The sequence below is a fragment of the Stenotrophomonas sp. MH181796 genome (assembly GCF_009659995.1).
GTDB lineage: Bacteria > Pseudomonadota > Gammaproteobacteria > Xanthomonadales > Xanthomonadaceae > Stenotrophomonas > Stenotrophomonas riyadhensis.
Genome location: NZ_RAHU01000010.1, coordinates 1 through 19,313 on the forward strand (window position 1 = coordinate 1; position 19,313 = coordinate 19,313).

Genomic DNA, 19,313 nt, shown 5'->3' on the forward strand with positions numbered 1-19,313 from the left:
TCTACCAATTCCGCCACCTGGGCGTCGAGGAGCGAAATTATGGGGTGTTGTTACGGGGGTGTCAACACTTCTTGCAGATCCGGGGTCGAATCCCGTTTCGCAGGCGAAACGGGATTCGACCCCATGGGGCTCGCGTTGGGGTCAGAGCCTTTTCCTGTGGGAAGGGCCCTGCCCCCGCCCCGAATTGCAGGCAAAAAAAATCCCCGCCGAAGCGAGGAATTTTTTCGTTGGTGCCCAGGAGAGGACTCGAACCTCCACGGTTTTACCCGCTAGTACCTGAAACTAGTGCGTCTACCAATTCCGCCACCTGGGCGTTCCAGAGGCGCAATTGTGAAGATGAATCCGCAGGCTGTCAACGACTTCCTGAATATTTTTCATGCAAGGCCTTCAAGACTGCCGCTGACCCGTTATGCACACCGTCAGCGGCTACCATGTAGGGCGATGACTACCAAAAAACCAAGCAAGGGCGGGAGTACCTCCCGCAGCCAGGCCCCGAAGAAGGGCGCCAAGGCGGGCACGGCCCGCACCACCAAGCCGGGCAAGCCGTTGCCGGGCTGGTTCCCCGAATTGAACGAAGGCGGTGCACCGCCGCGTGGCCGCAAGGCCCGCAGCGCCGATGCCGCCACCCCGGGCCCGGCCCCGGGCCGCAAGCTGCCGCCGACCGGCAAGGTGATCGACGATCCCTATGCCGCCCGCGAAGCCGAAAAGTACGAACAGCCCATCGCCAGCCGCGAGGCCATCCTGGCCCTGCTGGAGCGCTGCGAAGGGCCGCAGACCGCCGAAGAACTCGGCGCGCGCCTGGGCCTGACCGCGCCGGACCGGGCCGAGGCGCTGTCGCGCCGGCTCGGTGCCATGGTCCGTGACGGCCAGCTGGTGCAGAACCGTCGCGGCGGTTTCGCCCCGATCCAGACCCTGAACCTGGTCACCGGCGTGGTGATCGCCAACCCGGAAGGGTTCGGTTTCCTGCGCCCGGTCGAGGGTGGTGACGACCTGTTCCTGCCGCCATATGAGATGCGCAAGGTCATGCACGGCGACAAGGTGCTGGCCCGCGTGACCGGCATCGATCACCGTGGCCGTCGCGAAGGCAGCATCGCCCGCGTGCTCGAACGCGGCATGACCCGCCTGATCGGCCGCTTCAGCATCGAGATGGGCATCAACTATGTGGTGCCCGACGACAAGCGCGTGCAGCGCAACGTGCAGGTACCGCCGGACCAGACCGGTGGTGCACGCGACGGCCAGCTGGTGGTCTGCGAACTGACCCAGGCGCCGGACAGCCGCCGTCCGCCGATCGGCCGCATCATCGCCGTGCTCGGCGACAAGCTGACCGCGTCGCTGGTGGTGGAGACCGCCATCCACGGCCACGAGCTGCCGTTCGAGTTCCCGCAGGAGGTGCTGGACGAAGCGGCTTCGGTGCCGCTGGTGGTCGAGCCGGCGATGATCGGCGACCGCGTCGACCTGCGCAGCACGCCGCTGGTCACCATCGATGGCGAGGATGCCAAGGACTTCGACGACGCGGTCTACTGCGAGCCGAATGCCGAGGGATTCCGCCTGGTGGTGGCGATCGCCGATGTCTCGAACTACGTGCGCCCCGGCACGCCGCTGGATGAGGAGGCGCAGAAGCGCGCCACCTCGGTGTACTTCCCGGGCTTCGTGGTGCCGATGCTGCCGGAGACGCTGTCCAACGGCATCTGCTCGCTGATGCCGAAGGTCGACCGCATGTGCTTTGTCTGCGACATGCAGATCGACCGCGACGGCCTGGTCACGCATTCGCGCTTCTACGAAGCGGTGATGAACTCGCACGCGCGCCTGACCTACACCCAGGTGTGGAAGGCGGTGGGCGAGGACGATGCCGATACCAAGGCCTGGATGGGCGACCTGCTGCCGCAGGTGCAGCGCCTGCACCAGCTGTACAAGGTGCTGTCCAAGGCACGCGCCAAGCGCGGCGCCATCGAGTTCGAAAGCAGTGAAGTACGTTTCGTGCTGGACAACCGCGGTGAAGTCACCCAGGCCGGCATGCTGGTGCGCAACGACGCACACAAGCTGATCGAGGAATGCATGATCGCGGCCAACGTCGAGGCGGCCAGGTACCTGCTGTCGCGCCATGTGCCGGCGCCGTACCGCATCCACGAGAAGCCGCCGGAAACCAAGTACGCCGACCTGCTGGAATTCCTCAAGGAGTTCAAGCTGAGCCTGCCGCCGTGGTCGAAGGTACGCCCGGGCGATTACACCAAGCTGCTGAAGAAGATCCGCGACCGCCCCGATGCCACGCTGCTGGAATCGGTGCTGCTGCGCAGCCAGAGCCTGGCGATCTACAGCCCGGAAAACCACGGTCACTTCGGCCTGGCGCTGGAGGCGTACGCGCACTTCACCTCGCCGATCCGTCGCTACCCTGACCTGCTTGTGCACCGCGCGATCAAGCACGCGCTGTCCGGCAAGCCGCTGGACAAGTTCACCTACAACGCGCGCGAAATGGCAGCCCTGGCGCTGCAGTGTTCGGAGCGTGAGCGTCGTGCCGACGAGGCCGAGCGCGAAGTCGACGAGCGCTACCGCGCGGCGTGGATGGAAAAGCACGTGGGCGGCCAGTTCGACGGCGTGATCAGCGGCGTGACCAGCTTCGGCCTGTTCGTGGAACTGGACGAGTCGAAGGTGCAGGGCCTGGTCCATGTGACCCAGCTGCCGCAGGACTATTACAAGTTCGATGCCACCCGCAAGACGCTGACCGGCGAACGCCGCGGCAGCAGCTACCGGCTGGGCGACCGCGTGCGCATCCTGGTGCTGAAGGCCAGCATGGAAGAACGCAAGATCGACTTCCGCCTGGTCGAGCATAAGGGTGAGGATGAGGGCGATGGCCTGCCGCCGCTGCCCGAGCGCGGCAAGCCGGCCAAGCGCGCGAAAAAGCAGTATTGAAAGGTGTGCCGACCAACGGTCGGCACCCACCTCACCCGGTCGGCACCCACCTCACCCGGTAGGTGCCAACCTTGGTTGGCACGACGTTACGGAGGACCGCAGATGCAGGGTCAACCCGAATACAGCGGCGGCTGCCAGTGCGGCGCGATCCGCTTCCAGGCGCGAGGCGAGCTGACCGACAGCTCGATCTGCCATTGCCGGATGTGCCAGAAGGCCTTCGGTGCCTACTATGCGCCGCTGGTGTCGGTGCGCGGCGTGCAGTTCAGCTGGACCCGCGGCCAGCCGCGCTATTTCCAGTCGTCCAACGTGGTGCGGCGTGGCTTCTGCGCCGACTGCGGAACGCCCCTGACCTACGAAGCCCCGGATGGCGTGGCCGTGGCCGCCGGTGCCTTCGACGAGCCGGAACGCCTGCCACCGACCATCCAGTACGGGGTGGAGCGCAAGCTGCCGTTCGTCGACAGTTTGTCCAGCCTGCCGGCGCGACGTACCGAGGAAGACGTCGCGGCGCTGGAGTTCCTGGCCACCATCGTGTCCCACCAGCACCCGGACCACGACACCCCGCACTGGCCGCCGCGCAGCCGATAAGCCACCTGTAGCGCCGAGCCCACGCTCGGCTGCTCTGGGTCCAGGCTTCATCGGCCGCCGCCCGCCGCCCGCCGAGCATGGGCTCGGCGCTACAGAGGGCCGGCCGCAGCGCCCGGCCCGCCGATGCTCTACCATAGCCACCCCCTTTCCGGTCCCCGCCCGCATGAGCAAGAACAGCCAGTGGATTGTCGGCGTCAACGCCGTCGCCTCCTCCATCGAGAACGACGCCGAGAACGTCCGCGAAGTGCTGGTCGAGGCCGGTGCGAAGAACCCGCGCCTGACCGAGATCGAGGAAAACGCCCGCCGCAAGGGCATCGACGTGCGCAAGGTGAACAGCCAGGCGCTGGACGGTGTCGGCGGTTCGGTGCGCCACCAGGGCGTGGCCGCGCGCTATGCCGCCGCCCGCACCTACAGCGAGAACGAGCTGGAAGGCCTGGTCACCGCGGCCGAGGGCAAGGCCCTGCTGCTGGTGCTGGACGAAGTGCAGGACCCGCACAATCTCGGTGCCTGCCTGCGCTCGGCGGCTGCCGCCGGCGCGACTGCCGTGATCATCCCCAAGGACAAGTCGGCCACGGTCAATGCCACCGTGCGCAAGACCTCGGCCGGTGCCGCCGATCTCATCCCGGTGGTGGCGGTGACCAACCTGTCGCGCTGCCTGAAGGACCTGCAGAAGCAGGGTGTGTGGATCTACGGCCTGGCCGGCGAAGCCACCGCCTCGCTGTACCAGCTGGACCTGAAGGGCAACATCGCCCTGGTGCTGGGCGGCGAAGCCGATGGCCTGCGCCGCCTGACCCGCGAGAACTGCGATGGCCTGGTCAAGATCCCGATGCCGGGCGAGATCGAGAGCCTGAACGTCTCCGTCGCCGCCGGCGTCAGCCTGTTCGAGGCCGTGCGCCAGCGCGGTTGATCGGCCAGCGCGATGTGATCGGGGTCAGATCCCTCTCCGCTGGAGAGGGATCTGACCCCTTCTTCATGTGCCGTGTCGACCAAGGTCGACACCTACCGGGTAGTCGCCAACCTTGGTTGGCGCTCCTAAAGCTCACCCCGCGCTGCCGCCCAGTGCCTTGAACAGGGTCACGTCGTTGTTCAGCTGGCCCTGGCGCACGCGCGCCAGCGACAGCTCGGCATCGCGCCGGGTCTGCTGCGCTTCCAGCCAGGTGCGCAGATCGGTGGCGCCCACGCGGTAGCGCACTTCCTGCGCGCGTTCCACTTCCACCGCTTCGTCGTACGAGGCCTGCGAGGCCGCTACCTGGCGCGCCAGCTGCTCGCGTGCCGACAGCGCGTTGTCCACTTCCGACAGCGCGGTGTACAGCGTCTTGCGGAAGTTGGTGGCGGCGATCTGGTAGGCGGTGCCGGCAATATCGGTATCCAGCTGCGCACGCTGCAGATTGAGGAACGGCAGTGACAGGCCGGCGCCCAGCGTGGCTACCGGGTTGCGCAGCACATCGCCCAGCGAGGTCGCGCTGGAACCGAGGCTGCCGGTCAGGCTCAGCGCCGGGTAGTACTGGGTGGCGGTGACCTTGATGGTCTTCAGGCTGTTGCGCAGGCGCAGTTCGGCCGCGCGCAGGTCGGGACGGCGACCGAGCAGGTCGGTCGGCAGGCCCTCTGCGATGCTGGGGCTGCGTGCGCCCAGCAGGTCCTGCGGTTCGTCCTGCTGCGGCCAGGGCGTGCCGTCCAGCAGCACGGTCAGTGCGTTGCGTACTTCCACCCGCTGCTGCTCCAGTGCGCTCTGCGAAGACCGCTGCGACTGCAGGTTCTGCAGCGCCTGGCGTACTTCCAGGCGCGATACCGCACCGGCGTCGAAGCGTGCCTGCACCAGTTCGCGGGTGCGTTCCAGGCGCTCCAGGTTGGCCTGGCCGGTGGCAATCGACTGGTTGAGGTAAGCCAGCGTCCAGTACTGGGTGATGGTGTCGCTGATCACCAGCAGCGCGGTGTTCTGCCGGTCTTCCTCGCTGGCCTCGGCTTCCCAGCGGGCGATGTCGCGCTGGGTGCGCAGGCGGCCCCACAGGTCCACTTCCCAGCCCAGCGAGACGCCGGTGGAATAGCTGCGGCGCCAGTCGTCGGCCTGGTCGGTGGCGCGGCTGGCATTGCCGCTGACGCCGGACGACGAAGGCTGTGGCCACAGCGCGTTGCTGGCCAGTCCGGCCTGCAGGCGCGAACGCTGCACGGCCAGGCCAGCGGCGGCAAGATCGCTGTTGGCGGCCAGCGCCTGCGCCACCAGACGGTCGAGACGCTCATCGCCGAAACCGGTCCACCAGGTGTCCTGGCGGATGTCGCGGCCCGGAGTATCCAGGCTGCTGCGCGGATCGTCGGCGGGCGCATTGAGGGTGGCGTCGCCACGACCGTAGGTCGCCGCCACGTCGGGGTCCTGCACCGGATAGCGGCCCATCGATGCGCAGCCGGACAGGGCGAGCAGAACGGCACCGGCCAGCAGCAGGCGCGAGGGGGCAGGGAAGGTCAGTCGGGTCATCATCTTCATTCGCGGGCCAGGGCCTCCACCGGGTCGAGCTGCGCGGCGTTGCGCGCAGGCAGGAAGCCGAACGCCACGCCGATCAGGGTCGAGCAGGCGAACGCGGCAACGATCGAGGCCGTGGAGAACAGCACCTGGAAGTCGCTGGCGAAGCGCCCGATCATCGAGCCCAGCAGCAGGGCCAGGCCGATGCCGAGTACGCCGCCAAGCAGGCAGACCAGCACCGCCTCGATCAGGAACTGCTGGCGGATATCACTCTGCCGTGCACCCACGGCCATGCGCACGCCGATCTCGCGGGTACGCTCGGTGACCGAGACCAGCATGATGTTCATCACGCCGATGCCGCCGACCAGCAGCGCGATGGCGGCGATGGCGCCGATCAGCAGCGTCATCGTGCGCGTGGTCTGTTCGATGGTCTGGCGGATTTCGGCGCTGTTGCTAAGGAAGAAGTCTTCGGTGCCATGGCGCATGGTCAACAGGCGGGTGATCGCTTCCTGTGCGGCATCCATCGGCGTGTCGTCGTCCACGCGCACGGTGATGCTGGACACGTGGCTCTGGCCGAGCATGCGCGACATCACCGTGGTGTACGGCACCCACACGCTGAGGCTGGTGCTGCCGCCGAAACCGAAACTCTGGCGCTTGGCCACGCCGACCACACGTGCCGGCACATTGCCGAGCAGGATCACCTGGCCGACCGGGTCGACATCGGGGAAGAACTGGGTCTGGGTGTTCTCATCGATCACCGCCACCTGGCCCAGGCCCTTCACCGCATCGCTATCGAAGAAGCTGCCGCTGAGCAGGGTCACGCCCTTGACCCGGAAGAACTGCTCGCCGACGCCGCTGACCTGGGCGGTGGAGGACTGGTTGCGGTAGCGGGCGGTGACCGAGGTCGACACGCTGGGGGTGGCGCTGTCCACGTAGCTCTGCTTTGCCAGTGCATCGGCGTCGCTGGCCTTGAGCGTCTGTACCCGCGCCGAGCGCATGTCGCCGAAACCACGGCCGGGATAGACGTCGATGGTGTTGGTGCCGAGCGCGCTGATGTTCTGCAGGATCTGTTGTTGCGAGCCATTGCCCAGCGCCACCACCGAGACCACCGAGGCGATGCCGATGATGATGCCGAGCATGGTCAGGAAGGTGCGCAGCCGATGTGCGTTCATCGCCAGCAGCGCCATCCGGAACGCTTCGGTGAAGCGGTCGCGTGCGGCCCGCCAGCTGTTGCCGCGGGCGACGCCGGTGCTGGCCTCGCGCTGCGCACGGTAGGTCGGCGCATTCGGGTTGGCGCGATCAGCGATGATCTCGCCGTCGCGGATCTCGATGATGCGCTGCGCGTGTTCGGCCACGCTCATGTCGTGGGTGACGATGATGATGGTATGGCCTTCGGCGTGCAGCTCACCGAGGATCGCCATCACTTCCTCGCCGGATTTCGTATCGAGCGCGCCGGTTGGTTCGTCGGCCAGGATCACCTCGCCGCCGTTCATCAGGGCACGGGCGATCGACACGCGCTGCTGCTGGCCACCGGACAACTGCCCCGGCTTGTGGTGCATGCGATCGCTCAGGCCCAGCCGCTGCAGCAGCTGTTCGGCACGCGCGTTGCGCACTGCGCCCGGGCTGCCGGCATACACCGCCGGCACCTCTACGTTGCCGCGCGCGTCCAGGTCGCCGAGCAGGTGGTAGCGCTGGAAGATGAAGCCGAAATGCTCGCGGCGCAGTTCGGCCAGCTCGTCCGGCGCCATCTTTCCGGTCTCGCGGCCGGCCACCTGGTAGCTGCCGCGGGTAGGGCGGTCGAGGCAGCCGAGGATGTTCATCAGCGTCGACTTGCCCGAACCGGACTGGCCGACGATGGCCACCATCTCACCGGCGTGGATGTCGAGATTGACGTCGCGCAGCACGGCGATCACATCATCGCCGGCCGGGAATTCGCGTCGCAGGTCGCGCAGGCGCAGCAGCGGCGCCGTCGTGCTCATCGGCGCCCCATGCCCGGGCCGCCAACCCGCATCTGCATGCCGCCACGGTTGCCGCCGGCGGCGCTGGCACCGGCCGCACCGGCTTCGCCGACCACCACGCGCTCGCCTTCCTTCAGCCCCGACAGGATCTCGGCCGAGGCGCCGTTGTTGATGCCCACGGTGACCTTGCGCGGCTGCGGCTGGCCCTTGTCGTCCAGCACCCGCACCATGCGCTCGTCGCCACGGCGCTTCGGTCCCAACGCCACTGCCGGCACCATCAGCACGCCCTTGGCCTGCTTCAGCAGCACCGAGACCTGCGCGGTCATGTCGATGCGCAGCGTGCCATCCGGGTTTTCCACATCGAACAGTGCGTTGTAGTAGACCGCGCTGCTGGAGCTGGAACTGGAAGAGCTGCTGGAGCTGGACGAGTTTTCATTGGCGATCGAGGCCGGCGCCGGATTGATCTGGCGCAGCGTGGCGTGGTACTTGCGGTCCGGACCGCCCAGCGTGGTGAAGTACACCGGCATGCCTGCCTTGATCTTGACCACGTCGGCCTCGGAGATCTCGGCATTGACCGTGACCACGTCCAGCCGCGCCAGCATGACGATGGTCGGTGCGGTCTGGTTGGCGTTCACGGTGCGACCTTCCTCGGCCACCACCGCCACCACAGTGCCGTCCATCGGCGCCACGATGCGGGTGTAGGCCAGGTTGGCGCGGGCGGTGCCCAGTTCGGTTTCGCGGCCCTTGATCTGTGCCTCGTAGGACTGCAGCTGGGCACGGGCGGTCTTCAGCTGCGCCTCGGCGGCATCGTATTCCTGGCGCGAGGTGGCCTCGGCGGCCAGCATCTGCTGCTGGCGCGCGAACTCCAGTTCGGCCTGGCGCAGGGTGGCCTGCTGCACGGCGCGCTGGGCGGTGACCTGGTCCAGCGAGGCCTGCGCGTTGAGCACCTGGTTCTGCTGGGTGGTGGCGTCGATCTCGGCGATCAGGTCACCTTCCTTCACGGTGTCGCCCAGTTGAACTTTCAGCGACTTGATCTGGCCCGAGGCCTGCGCACCGACGCTGACCAGCTTGTAGGCGTCGATCACGCCGGTGGCGTCCACCGTCTGCTCGATGTCACCGCGGCTGACCGGCGAGGTGGCCACCGCCGGGGCGGCGGGCTTGCGCAGCAGCCACCAGGCGGCTGCGGCAACGGCAAGGGCGAGCAGGGCGATCAGTATCAGGCGACCCCGGCGGGTCGCGGGCAGCAGGCGGAACGTCACGTCGTGGCTTCACTCTCGGGGCCGCGGTGGCGGCGTTGGTGGGCATTGTGAAGACCGGGCGATGGGCGGCTCAATCCTCGGGGTATGTCTCTATGTAACACTGTCGGTGAATACGCGTAACCACAGGTATCCCGCCAATGGCTGGATACACTGGTACGCATTGCCCCGGATGCGGTTCAGCTGCCGACACGGGATGATCGCGACATGGAGACTGAAAACACGATGCATCGACTGCTGATCGTCGACGACGACAACGACATCCGCACCCTGCTGGCCGAACAGCTCGGCCGTGCCGGCTACCAGGTAAGCACGGCCGCAGACGGCACCGCCATGCGCCAGCTGCTGGACCGCGAACACGTGGACCTGATCGTGCTCGACCTCAACCTGCCGCGCGAGGATGGCCTGACCCTGTGCCGCGACCTGCGCGCGCGCTCGAACACGCCGGTGATCATGCTGACTGCGCGTGCCGAGCCGATCGACCGCGTGCTGGGCCTGGAAATGGGCGCCGATGACTACCTGGCCAAGCCGTTCGAACCGCGCGAGCTGCTGGCGCGCATCCGCAACGTGCTGCGCCGGACCGAGGCGCTGCCGGCCAACCTGGAGCCGCTGTCGGTGCGCCGTGCGCGTTTCTCGCGCTGGGTGTTCGACCTGGAGCATCGCCACCTGGTCGATCCGGACGATCGCGTGGTGGTGCTGTCCGGCGCCGAGTTCCGCCTGCTGCGGGTGTTCATCGCCCATGCCAACAAGGTGCTGTCGCGCGAGCAGCTGGTCGCGCTCAGCAGCGGCCGCAACTACGAGGCGCAGGACCGTGCCATCGATCTGCAGGTCAGCCGGCTGCGCAACAAGCTGGGCGACGACGGTGGCCCGGACGGACTGATCAAGACCGTGCGCAACGAAGGCTATGTGCTGGCCTCCTCGGTGAACCTGGAATAAGCCGCGATGAAGCGCCTGCGTCATTTCCTGTCCTCGATGGTCGGGCGGTTGTTCGTGATCCTGCTGCTGGGCATGAGCGTGGCCGCGATCGGCGCGACCATGCTGGCTACCTCCAAACGCCAGCAGGAGTTCGAGCGGCAGAACCTGAACCGCATCGCCGACCGCCTGCAGGGTTACGTCAACCTGCTCGACGGCAATCCCGAACTGCGCGAGCGCCTGCTGGAGGTTGGCGGGCCGAGCGTGCGCGCGCTGCAGCCAGGTGCACGCCTGGGGCGGGCCGATACGGCGTTGATGGAAGTGCTGGATGACCGGCCGGGCCCGGTCGCACGCGCGCATGTGCATTTCGCTTCGTTCCGCTCCTGCATTCCCAAGCTGCAGGATCTGTTGCCACCACCGCCGCCGGGGCATCGCCGGCATCCACGCGAACGTGATCCGGCGTTCATCCCGCCCAAGTGCCGTGCGGTCGACGTGACCCTCAACGACGGCACGCTGCTGAAGCTCGCGCTGGATTCGCCTGCGGTGGCACACAACGGCATCCTGGCCGTGGACCCGTGGTTCCTGACCCTGCTGGTGCTGGCGATCGCGGTGCTGGCCTACATCGTCGCGCGCATGGCCAGCGCGCCGCTGCAGGAACTGGCGGCCGCTGCCGAGGATCTCGGCGATGACCTGCAGCGTGATCCCTTGCCACTGCGCGGGCCGCGCGAGGTGCAGCGTGCCGCCGAAGCCTTCAATGCCATGCAGCACCGCCTGCAGCGGCACCTGGCCGAGCGTACGCAGATGCTGGCGGCGATCACCCATGACCTGCAGACCCCGCTGACCCGCCTGCGCCTGCGCCTGGAGAACGTCAGCGATGAAGCGCTGCGCGAGCGCCTGATCGGCGATCTGGCGGCAATGCAGGCGCTGGTGCGCGAAGGCCTGGAGCTGGCCCGCAGCGCCGAAAGCGCCGAGCAGCGTGCCGCGCTGGACCTGGATTCACTGCTGGAGAGCATCGTTGAAGACGCCGCCGAGGGCGGTGCCGATGTCGTCTTCGAGGGCGGTACCGGCGCGGTGCTGATGCTGCGCCCATTGGCCATGCATCGCCTGTTCTCCAACCTGGTGGACAACGCGGTGATGTACGCCTACCGGGTGCGGGTGCGGGTGGAACGCGGCGGTGGCACGATCACCGTGATGGTGTCGGACGATGGTCCCGGGCTGGCGGAGGATCAGCTGGAGGCGGTGTTCGACCCGTTCGTGCGGGTGGAAACTTCGCGCTCGCGGGAAACCGGCGGTGCCGGGCTGGGCCTCACCATCGCCCGCGCACTGGCCGAGAAGGACGGCGCCCGCCTGTGGCTGCGCAACCGTGCCGAAGGCGGACTGGAGGCGGTGGTGCAGTGGCCAGCCAGCGCGCAGGTGGTGCCGCCGGGCCGGGCTGGCTGAGGCTGACGGCCTGGCAACGGTGACGCCCGGGCCGGGGTTTGGCCTATCATCTGCGCAACTCCCCAGTTTCCCGTCGATGAGCCAGCCCGTTCCCGCCGGCACGCCGTTCCGCGCTGCCCGGCCGTTCCCGCACGCTGCCTGGCCTGGCAGCCGCGTCTGGCCACCGCCGCTGCACTGATGGGCGGACAGGGGGGCAACCGGCGCTGGGTGGAGTGCCACGTATCAGGATTCAGGCGGGTGCTGCGGCAGGGGCTGCTGTGGCTGCTGCTGGCGCTTGCGCTGCCGCTGGCCGCACAGGACGGTGCGCCCCCGCTGCGCGACTACGCCATCGATGTGTGGACATCGCGCAACGGCCTGCCACACAACTCGCTGCGTGACATCGCGCAGACGCCGGAAGGCCACCTGTGGTTCGCCACCTGGGAAGGCCTGGTGCGTTACAACGGCCTGGATTTCACCGTGTTCGACCGCAGTACCCGCCCGGGCCTGCGCGACAACGGCATCGGCGCGCTGTTCGTCGACCGCCAGGGCGGGCTGTGGATCAGTGATTCGCGCGGCAATGTCAGCCATCGTGGCAATGACGGCCAGTGGCGGGTCTGGGAGCACCAGGCCGATACCCCGCAGGTGCTGATCCAGTCCATGCAGATGGACAGCCGGGGGCGCCTGTGGCTGCTGTACGAAGGCAAGGGACTGGGTTACCTGGTGCCCGACAAGGGCATGGTCTACCAGGCGCCGCCGGCTGGCCTGCCGATGGCGATGAGCTTCACCAAGCTGGTGGTCGATGCGCAGGACCGGGTCTGGGTCGGCACCCTTGACGGGCTGGTGCTGCGCGACAACGACGGCGTGCTCAAGCGCGCGCCGGCTGCATGGGGCCTGGGTGCGGGCAGCGGCCTGTCGTGGCCGTACCGCGCGCCGGATGGCGCGTTGTGGATCGTGGCCGGCGAACGCCTGTACCGGGTGGAGGACGATCAGCTGGTGCTGGTGCACCGCCTGCCGGGCCAGCTGCACATGACCTCGATGCTGCAGGATCGCCATGGTGACCTGTGGCTGGGCACCGAGAACCAGGGCCTGCTGCGCATCTCCGCACATGGGCTGGAGCGGCTGCCGGCCGGCCTCAACCTGCCGGGCGGGCGCGTGGTCAGCCTGCGCGAGGATGCCGAAGGCAGCATCTGGGTGGGCGCCAATGGCGGCCTGTACCGCCTGCGCGAAACGCTGTTCAGCAGCTACACCGAACGCGACGGTCTCAGCGGCGACTACGTGCGCACCGTGTTCGAGGATCGCGACCGCCAGCTGTGGGTGGGCAGTGCCAGCGGCCTCGACCTGCAGACGCCCGATGGCCGCTTCCGTGCCGTGCCACTGCACAACCGCGGCGGCAAGGCGCCATCGGTGCTGAGCCTGGCGCAGGGGGCTGATGGAGACCTGTGGGTGGGGACCTTCGGCGACGGTGTCTACCGCCTCGGTCGCGACGGCAGCCTGCGCCACAACTATGCGGCCGCCGATGGCATGCCGGGCGGCAACATCCGGGCGATCAGCGTCGATCCGCAGGGCGGCGTCTGGGCCGGCACTCAGAAGGGCGTGGTCCGCATCGAGGGTGATCGCGTGCAGGTATCGAACGTCCCGGGCATGCCCGGTGGCCTGATCACCGCGCTTGAGCATGACCATCAGGGCAACCTGTGGATCGGCACCATCGAAGGCATCCGCGTACTGCGCGGCGACCGCGTGCAGGCGATTGACCTGGCCCCGATGGGCGGTGGCCGCAGCGTGTTCGGCTTCCACCAGCTGGGCGACGCAATGTGGATCAGCAGCGACCGTGGCCTGTATCGCTGGCAGGATGGAACGCTGGCGCGGGTTGGCCTGGAGCAGGGCATGCCGGTGGACACGGTGTTCCAGCTGGTGCCGGACCGCCTGGGCAACGTCTGGATCAGCAGCAACCGCGGCGTGCTGCGCACCGACATGGCCACGCTCAACGCCGTGGCAGATGGCCGCACGCCGCGGGTGGTGGTGGAGCGCTACAACGAGATCGACGGCATGGCCAACGCGCAGGCCAACGGCAGCTCCAGCCCATCGGCGATCCTGCGCCAGGACGGCACGTTCTGGGTGGTCACCGTCGGTGGCCTGAGCACCGTCGATCCGCAGCGCCTGCAGCGCTTCCGCGAGCGTCTTTCACCGCCGGCAGCGATTGAAAGCGTGCAGGTGGATGGTGCACCGGTGCATTGGGAGGGCCCGGACCGCAACTACATTCCCGGCGGCCGCCGCTTGACGGTGAGCTATGTCGGCCTGAGCTACCTGATGTCTGACCGGATCCGCTACCGCACGCGGCTGGACGGCCTGGATGCGGGGTGGGTCGAACGCGGTCCGCAGCGCAGCGTGGAGTTCGTCGGCCTGCCGCCGGGCGACTACACCCTGCACGTGGCAGCGGCTCATCCGGGTGGCAGCTGGGGCCAGCAGGAAGCGGTATGGAGCTTCACCGTGGAGCCGTTCTGGTGGCAGCGACGCAGCGTGCAGGTGCTGGGTGGACTGATGCTGCTGGCCGGGCTGGTGGCGCTGTACCGCCTGCTGCTGCAGCAGCTGAAGGCCAGCAACCTGCGCCTGGCGCGGCGGGTGGATGAAGCCACCTTCGACCTGCAGGCCAAGACCGTGCACCTGCAGGCGCTGAACCAGGAAAAGACTGAACTGGCCGAGCGCCTCGCACGCCAGGCCGAGGCCTTCGAACGGCAGGCCCGCGAGGACGCACTGACTGGCCTGGCCAACCGCCGTGCTTTCGATGAAACGCTGGCGCGCGACTTCGCGCGTTCGCAGCGCAGCGGTCATCCGCTGTGCCTGGTGGTGCTGGATATCGACCACTTCAAGGACGTCAACGACCGCCACAGCCACAGCATCGGTGATGCCGTGCTGGTGCAGGTGGCACGGTTGATCGCTGCCGCCAGCCGCGACTCGGACCTGCCGGCGCGGACCGGCGGCGAAGAGTTCGCGCTGCTGCTCAACGACACCCGCCTGGAGGAAGCCGCACAGCTGTGCGCGCGCCTGCGCGGCCTGTTCCACGACCATCCCGACTGGGCCGGGGTGGACGGACTGCGCGTGACCTTCAGCGCGGGCCTGGTGGAACTGGATGCCGACGACCGCACCCCGGCACTGCTGTACCAGCGCGCAGACCGCGCGCTGTACCGCGCCAAGAGCGATGGCCGCGATCGTACGAGCATTGGGTGATCGCATCCACGCATGGCGTGGATCTACGGGTGTTGCCGTACCAACGGTCGGCACCCACCAGAGAAGTGACCCACCACAGAAGTGATCGGCAGCCCCCAACGAGCGCAGCGACCCGCGGTTGCTCCCGCTTTTTCTGATCTTTCCGTGGCGGCCAGCAACCTGTCGAAGGCCGGGCAGGGTGGGTTCGCGGGGGTATCCGCGCCATGGATGGCGCGGCTAAGCCCCCAGGGACGGGTTCACGGCGTCCCCCGCGAACCCACCTTGCCCGGCCCAACCGATGATTCGCTTCACGCCACGAGGGGCTCCGCCGTTGGCCGCTTCACCGCGGCCAGGCGTTGGCGATCGTGCAGAACAACCGTGCCGTCTGCTCGGTGTCATACACCGCGCTGTGTGCCTCGTTCGCGTCCCAGCCCAGCCCGGCGGCCGTGGCCGCACGCGCCAGCACGGTCTGCCCGTAGGCGATACCGGCCAGGGTCACCGTGTCGAACACGCTGAACGGATGGAACGGATTGCGCTTGTGGCCGGTGCGTGCCACCGCCGCGTTGACGAAACCGAGGTCGAAATGAGCGTTGTGGCCGACCAGGATCGCGCGCTGGCAGCCGTACTTCTTCATTGCCGCACGCACCGGGGTGAAGATGTGGTCCAGCGCGGCCTTCTCTTCCTTGGCCAGCCGGAACGGGTGGTCGAGGATGATGCCGGTCACTTCCAGTGATTTCGGATCGATCTCCAGGCCCTCGGCCGGCACCACGTGGGCGCTGGCGGTCTGGCCGGGGTAGAGCAGGCCGTTCTCGTCCATCTCGATCGGCACGGCAGCGATTTCCAGCAGTGCGTTGCGCTGGCTGTCGAAGCCGCCGGTTTCCACGTCCACCACCACCGGCAGGAAGCCGCGGAAGCGTTGTGACATCGCGCGCTGCGCCTGGGGTACTGCGGAATCGGGAGCGGCGGCAGGTGCGGGGGTGGGGTCAGTCATGCGTGAATTCTAGCAGAGCGACCCTGAGCGCCCGGCCAGCCTGCGGTGCACGGGTTCCCTGCGCGGGCGTGTGTCGACCAAGGTCGACACCTGCCGGAGCACCGCACGCTCAGGATTCCGGCAGGTGCCCACCTTGGTTGGCACGGTGCGCGCCGACCAAGGTCGGCATCTACCGGACTGCTGGCCGCGCAGGCGTGGCCGAGGGAGACCACCGCGTCAACCACGCATCCACACTCAGCTTGCCGGCGCCGGTGAAGATCAGCGGCAGCAGCATGGCCATGAACAGCACCGGCAGCTTGAAGTTGCCGAAGCCCTGGTCGCTGATCGCGTAGCCCATGGCCAGGTCGGCCAGCGAGTTCCACTCCATCGGCCAATGCACCGCATAGGTGGCCACCACGGTCAGCACCAGCAGGCTGGCGGCGGCGAAACGGGTGCCGAACCCGACCAGCAGGCAGGCCGCGCCGATCAGCTCGAACCAGGTGGCAAGCTGCCAGTTCAGCGCCGCCGGCAGCTGGTCGAACGGGAACGGGAAGGCGTCCTGCAGGTCGGCGAACCAGTTCTGGCCGTGCAGCTTTTCGCGGCCGGATTCGAAGTACTCCCAGGCCAGCAGCAGGCGCAGGCCAAGCGGCGCCAACCAGGGGGCGAGGCGGTCCAGCTGGCCACGCGCGGTGGCCAGGGTCGGAAGGTTCATCAGGGGATCTCCGCGAATGAGGTGTCAGGGAGGGGCGGTGAGCGGGCCGATCACGCCGGCCTGCAGGAACTGCCGCAGCAGCGCGGCACCGGGTTCGGCCAGCGCCTCCTCAGCCAGGCCGTGCGCGGCGGCCAATTGCCGCAGATAGGCATGTCCATCGAGGCCGGGTTGTTCGCCGATGCTGGACAGCAGGTATACCGCCAGCGGGCTGAGTGCGGCGAAGCGCACTTCGCCGTCAGCCTCACGGCGCACCAGCAGGCCGGTCGGCTCGGTGGGCGGCTGCATTGGTGCATCCTCGGCACCCAGCCGGTGAACCGGCCACTGGTACAGCAGCGGCCACGCCAGCGGCGAGCGTTGCAGTGGCACCCGCAGCGGATCGATCTCACCCCGCGCCGGCAGCGGCTCGGCAGGAAGCTGGTACAGCGCGGTTTCCACCCACTCGTAGTGGGCCAGCTCGGCCAACGCCGGGTGCGACAGCTGCGGCTGTGCCTGCAGCCACTGCACGAATTCGGCGGCCAGTTCGGTGAACAGCGGCGTCCGGCAGCGATGGGTGACGAAGTAGTGGCGCACCAGGTCGCTCCAGGCCGGTTCGCCGAGCAGGCGCACGCAGACCGGGAAGCCGTTGCTCAACAGGCCCAGCAGATTGTTGAACAGCAGCCGTTGGTATACCGCGACCCGGCGTGGTTCCAGCCCGACCGGCGGTGGCACACCCTGCGGATCGCGCAGGTGTGCGGTGAACGCATGCTGCTGTGCGCGCAGAGTGTGGGAGGAATCAGCCATGGGCGATACCGGCATGGCTGGACTGCAGGCGGCGGATGGTCTGCAGTTCGCCCTGCAGCTCGGCGTACGGGGGGAAGTTGAAATCGCGTTCGAGCAGGGTGGGGCGTGGGCCGATGCGCGCGTAGGTACGCGCCAGCAGCTCCCAGACCGGGTCGATCACCGCGCTGCCATGGGTGTCGATCTTCAGGTCCGGTGCCTCGTCCAGGTGCCCGGCCACGTGCAGGCAGACGATGCGCTCTGCGGGTAGCCCGGCAATGAAGCTGTCGGCATCGTAGCCGTGGTTGCAGGCGTTGACGTAGACATTGTTGACGTCGAGCAACAGGTCGCAGTCGGCTTCGGCGAGCACGGCATTGGTGAAGGCCAGTTCGTCCATCGCCGGCTCCGGCGCCAGGTAGTAGGACACGTTCTCCACCGCGATGCGGCGACCCAGCAGGTCCTGCACACGGGTGATGCGCGCGGCGGTATGGCGCACCGCTTCGTCGGTGAACGGAATCGGCAGCAGGTCGTACAGGTGGCCATCGTCGCTGCAGTAGCTCAGGTGCTCGCTGTACAGCGGCACGCGGTGCTTTTCGAGGAACTGGCCGACCTGCTCCAGCAGCTCGATGTCCAGTGGTGCGCTGCCGCCCAGTGACAGTGACAGGCCATGGCAGCTCAGTGGATGGCGCTGTGCCAGTTCGGCCAGTGCATCCCCGGCGGGACCACCGACGTTGATCCAGTTCTCCGGTGCGCATTCGAGGAAGTCGAAGTCGCCGGCCGGTGCATCACGCAGATCCTGCAGCAGCGCCCGGCGCAGGCCCAACCCGGCGGCCGCCGCGCGAAGCGGCGACCGCAGGTGGACAACGCTGGCGCGGACGTCAGTGCTTGCCACCGCACTTGCCTTCGCCACACTTGCCCTCGGCCGACTTCTTGTCGCCGCTCTTGGCCTTGGCGCCGGCCGCAGCACCGGCGGCCTTGCCCTTGTCGGCGCCGCACTTGCCTTCGGTACTCTTGCCGTCGGCACCACATTTGCCTTCGGCGTGCTTGGTCGCGTCCGCGGCCATCTTGGTGTCCGCTGCCTTGGCATCGGTGCTGGCCTTGGCAGCCTGGCCGGCGACCAGATAGCCCTGGGCGAGGTCGCTCATGCTCAGGGCCGAGGCACTGGCGGTCATGCCCAGGCCGGCGGCCAGGGCGGTAGCAGTCAGCAGGGACAGGGTCTTGTTGGAACTGCTCATCGGTCGTGCTCCTGGGTGGTGTGGGCGGGTGCCCGGGTCGCCGGCAGGGGTGCCGGTGGAAACGATGGTGCAGCGATCCTACTCAACGAATCCTCGCCAAGACCTCAAATTTTCGTGAGGTTTGTTACAGAAGGGGAGACCGGTGGCCAGAACGCCCAAAACAAGAAGGCCGCTGTCACCAGGACAGCGGCCACCTTGGAGTCAACTCCGGTGTTGCAGTGCAGCGTCAGGGCTGGCCGGTGCTGGAGGTTTCATCGCGTTTTTCACGCGGCGGCAGCGGCTGCTCGCCATGCACCAGGAACCACACGTTCTCGGCGATGTTGGTGGCGTGGTCGCCCACGCGCTCCAGATTCTTGGCCATGAACAGCAGGTGCGTGCAGGGGGTGATGTTGCGCGGGTCTTCCATCATGTAGGTCAGCAGCTCGCGGAACAGCGCGGTGTACTGCGCGTCCAGGCGGGCGTCGTCCTCGCGCAACGCCAGCGCGGCATCGGCATCGTTGTCGCGGTAGGCGGCAATGGCACGACGGACCTGCTGCGCGGCCAGGCGGCCGAGCGCCCGCAGGCCCTGGATCTGCGGCAGTGGCGGTACCTTGCCCAGCGCGATCGAGCGCTTGGCGACGTTGGCGGCGTAGTCACCGATACGCTCGATGTCGGCCGGGATGCGCAGGCCCGCCAGGATCTCGCGCAGGTCGCGTGCCATCGGGCCACGCAGCGCCAGGCGCATCACGTCGTGGCTGATCTGCTGTTCCAGCGCATCGATCGCCTCGTCGTTGGCGATGATGCGATGGGCGGCGTTCTCGTCGCGCTTCTCGATCACGTCCATCGCCGCTTCGAGCTGGGCGACGGCCATCTCGCCCATGCGCACGATTTCGGCCACCAGGCGCTGCTGCTCTTCGTCGTAGCTCTTGACGATGTGGTCGTTGGGAAGGTTCATGGTCTGCAAT

The 19,313-nt window shown here is 67.9% G+C and carries 15 protein-coding genes and 1 tRNA gene; 6 read left to right on the plus strand and 10 right to left on the minus strand.

What is annotated here, in order from left to right; all coding sequences use genetic code 11:
- Positions 1 to 228 precede the first annotated feature (228 nt).
- Positions 229 to 313, minus strand: a tRNA-Leu gene (locus tag D5301_RS22055).
- 128 nt (positions 314 to 441) lie between these two features.
- Here D5301_RS22055 and rnr point away from each other — a divergent pair.
- The 3 genes from rnr to rlmB all read left to right on the plus strand — a co-directional run bounded on the left by rnr (position 442) and on the right by rlmB (position 4,399).
- Positions 442 to 2,907: a ribonuclease R gene (rnr, locus tag D5301_RS22060; protein WP_153856902.1), complete on the plus strand. Its 2,466-nt coding sequence runs from the start codon at positions 442 to 444 to the stop codon at positions 2,905 to 2,907.
- Between the two features lie 102 nt (positions 2,908 to 3,009).
- Positions 3,010 to 3,492: a GFA family protein gene (locus D5301_RS22065; protein ID WP_153856903.1), complete on the plus strand. Its 483-nt coding sequence runs from the start codon at positions 3,010 to 3,012 to the stop codon at positions 3,490 to 3,492.
- Positions 3,493 to 3,655: 163 nt separating this feature from the next.
- The gene (gene rlmB / locus D5301_RS22070) at positions 3,656 to 4,399 is read left to right on the plus strand and encodes a 23S rRNA (guanosine(2251)-2'-O)-methyltransferase RlmB (RefSeq protein WP_005408775.1); all 744 of its coding nucleotides are present in this window, start codon (positions 3,656 to 3,658) and stop codon (positions 4,397 to 4,399) included.
- Positions 4,400 to 4,531: 132 nt separating this feature from the next.
- Here the strand turns inward: rlmB and D5301_RS22075 are convergent, their stop codons facing one another.
- Genes D5301_RS22075 through D5301_RS22085 form a run of 3 tightly spaced genes read right to left on the minus strand, consistent with a single transcriptional unit; the run spans position 4,532 to position 9,164 of the window.
- The gene (locus D5301_RS22075) at positions 4,532 to 5,971 is read right to left on the minus strand and encodes a TolC family protein (protein WP_153856904.1); all 1,440 of its coding nucleotides are present in this window, start codon (positions 5,969 to 5,971) and stop codon (positions 4,532 to 4,534) included.
- Positions 5,968 to 7,926 (minus strand): MacB family efflux pump subunit, encoded by a 1,959-nt coding sequence (locus D5301_RS22080; RefSeq protein ID WP_110711731.1) that lies wholly within the window; start codon positions 7,924 to 7,926, stop codon positions 5,968 to 5,970. The genes D5301_RS22075 and D5301_RS22080 overlap by 4 nt, the downstream gene beginning before the upstream one ends.
- On the minus strand, positions 7,923 to 9,164 hold the full coding sequence (locus tag D5301_RS22085; protein ID WP_324187375.1) for an efflux RND transporter periplasmic adaptor subunit: 1,242 nt from the start codon (positions 9,162 to 9,164) through the stop codon (positions 7,923 to 7,925). Before D5301_RS22085 ends, D5301_RS22080 begins: the two co-directional genes overlap by 4 nt.
- 204 nt (positions 9,165 to 9,368) lie before the next feature.
- Here D5301_RS22085 and D5301_RS22090 point away from each other — a divergent pair, with 204 nt between their 5' ends.
- The 3 genes from D5301_RS22090 (at position 9,369) to D5301_RS22100 (ending at position 14,717) form a co-directional block, all read left to right on the plus strand.
- Complete coding sequence (locus D5301_RS22090) at positions 9,369 to 10,097, plus strand: response regulator (protein ID WP_110711733.1); 729 nt, start codon at positions 9,369 to 9,371, stop codon at positions 10,095 to 10,097.
- Positions 10,098 to 10,103: 6 nt separating this feature from the next.
- On the plus strand, positions 10,104 to 11,513 hold the full coding sequence (locus D5301_RS22095; protein ID WP_153856905.1) for an ATP-binding protein: 1,410 nt from the start codon (positions 10,104 to 10,106) through the stop codon (positions 11,511 to 11,513).
- A gap of 177 nt (positions 11,514 to 11,690) precedes the next feature.
- Positions 11,691 to 14,717: a ligand-binding sensor domain-containing diguanylate cyclase gene (locus tag D5301_RS22100; protein ID WP_153856906.1), complete on the plus strand. Its 3,027-nt coding sequence runs from the start codon at positions 11,691 to 11,693 to the stop codon at positions 14,715 to 14,717.
- A 319-nt stretch (positions 14,718 to 15,036) separates the two neighbouring features.
- Here the strand turns inward: D5301_RS22100 and rnt are convergent, their stop codons facing one another.
- The 6 genes from rnt to phoU all read right to left on the minus strand — a co-directional run bounded on the left by rnt (position 15,037) and on the right by phoU (position 19,303).
- Positions 15,037 to 15,621, minus strand: coding sequence for a ribonuclease T (gene rnt, locus D5301_RS22105; RefSeq protein ID WP_005408782.1), 585 nt, complete (start codon positions 15,619 to 15,621; stop codon positions 15,037 to 15,039).
- A 235-nt stretch (positions 15,622 to 15,856) separates the two neighbouring features.
- The gene (locus D5301_RS22110) at positions 15,857 to 16,378 is read right to left on the minus strand and encodes a DoxX family protein (RefSeq protein WP_153856907.1); all 522 of its coding nucleotides are present in this window, start codon (positions 16,376 to 16,378) and stop codon (positions 15,857 to 15,859) included.
- Between the two features lie 24 nt (positions 16,379 to 16,402).
- Positions 16,403 to 17,158: a putative DNA-binding domain-containing protein gene (locus tag D5301_RS22115; protein WP_153856908.1), complete on the minus strand. Its 756-nt coding sequence runs from the start codon at positions 17,156 to 17,158 to the stop codon at positions 16,403 to 16,405.
- Entirely contained in the window at positions 17,151 to 18,026 is an 876-nt protein-coding gene (locus D5301_RS22120) for a DUF692 domain-containing protein (RefSeq protein ID WP_324187376.1), read from the minus strand. The genes D5301_RS22115 and D5301_RS22120 overlap by 8 nt, the downstream gene beginning before the upstream one ends.
- Entirely contained in the window at positions 18,013 to 18,369 is a 357-nt protein-coding gene (locus D5301_RS22125) for a hypothetical protein (RefSeq protein WP_110711739.1), read from the minus strand. The genes D5301_RS22120 and D5301_RS22125 overlap by 14 nt, the downstream gene beginning before the upstream one ends.
- 226 nt (positions 18,370 to 18,595) lie before the next feature.
- A complete protein-coding gene (gene phoU / locus D5301_RS22130; protein ID WP_008265615.1) occupies positions 18,596 to 19,303 on the minus strand; it encodes a phosphate signaling complex protein PhoU in 708 nt (235 codons plus the stop codon).
- Positions 19,304 to 19,313 lie beyond the last annotated feature (10 nt).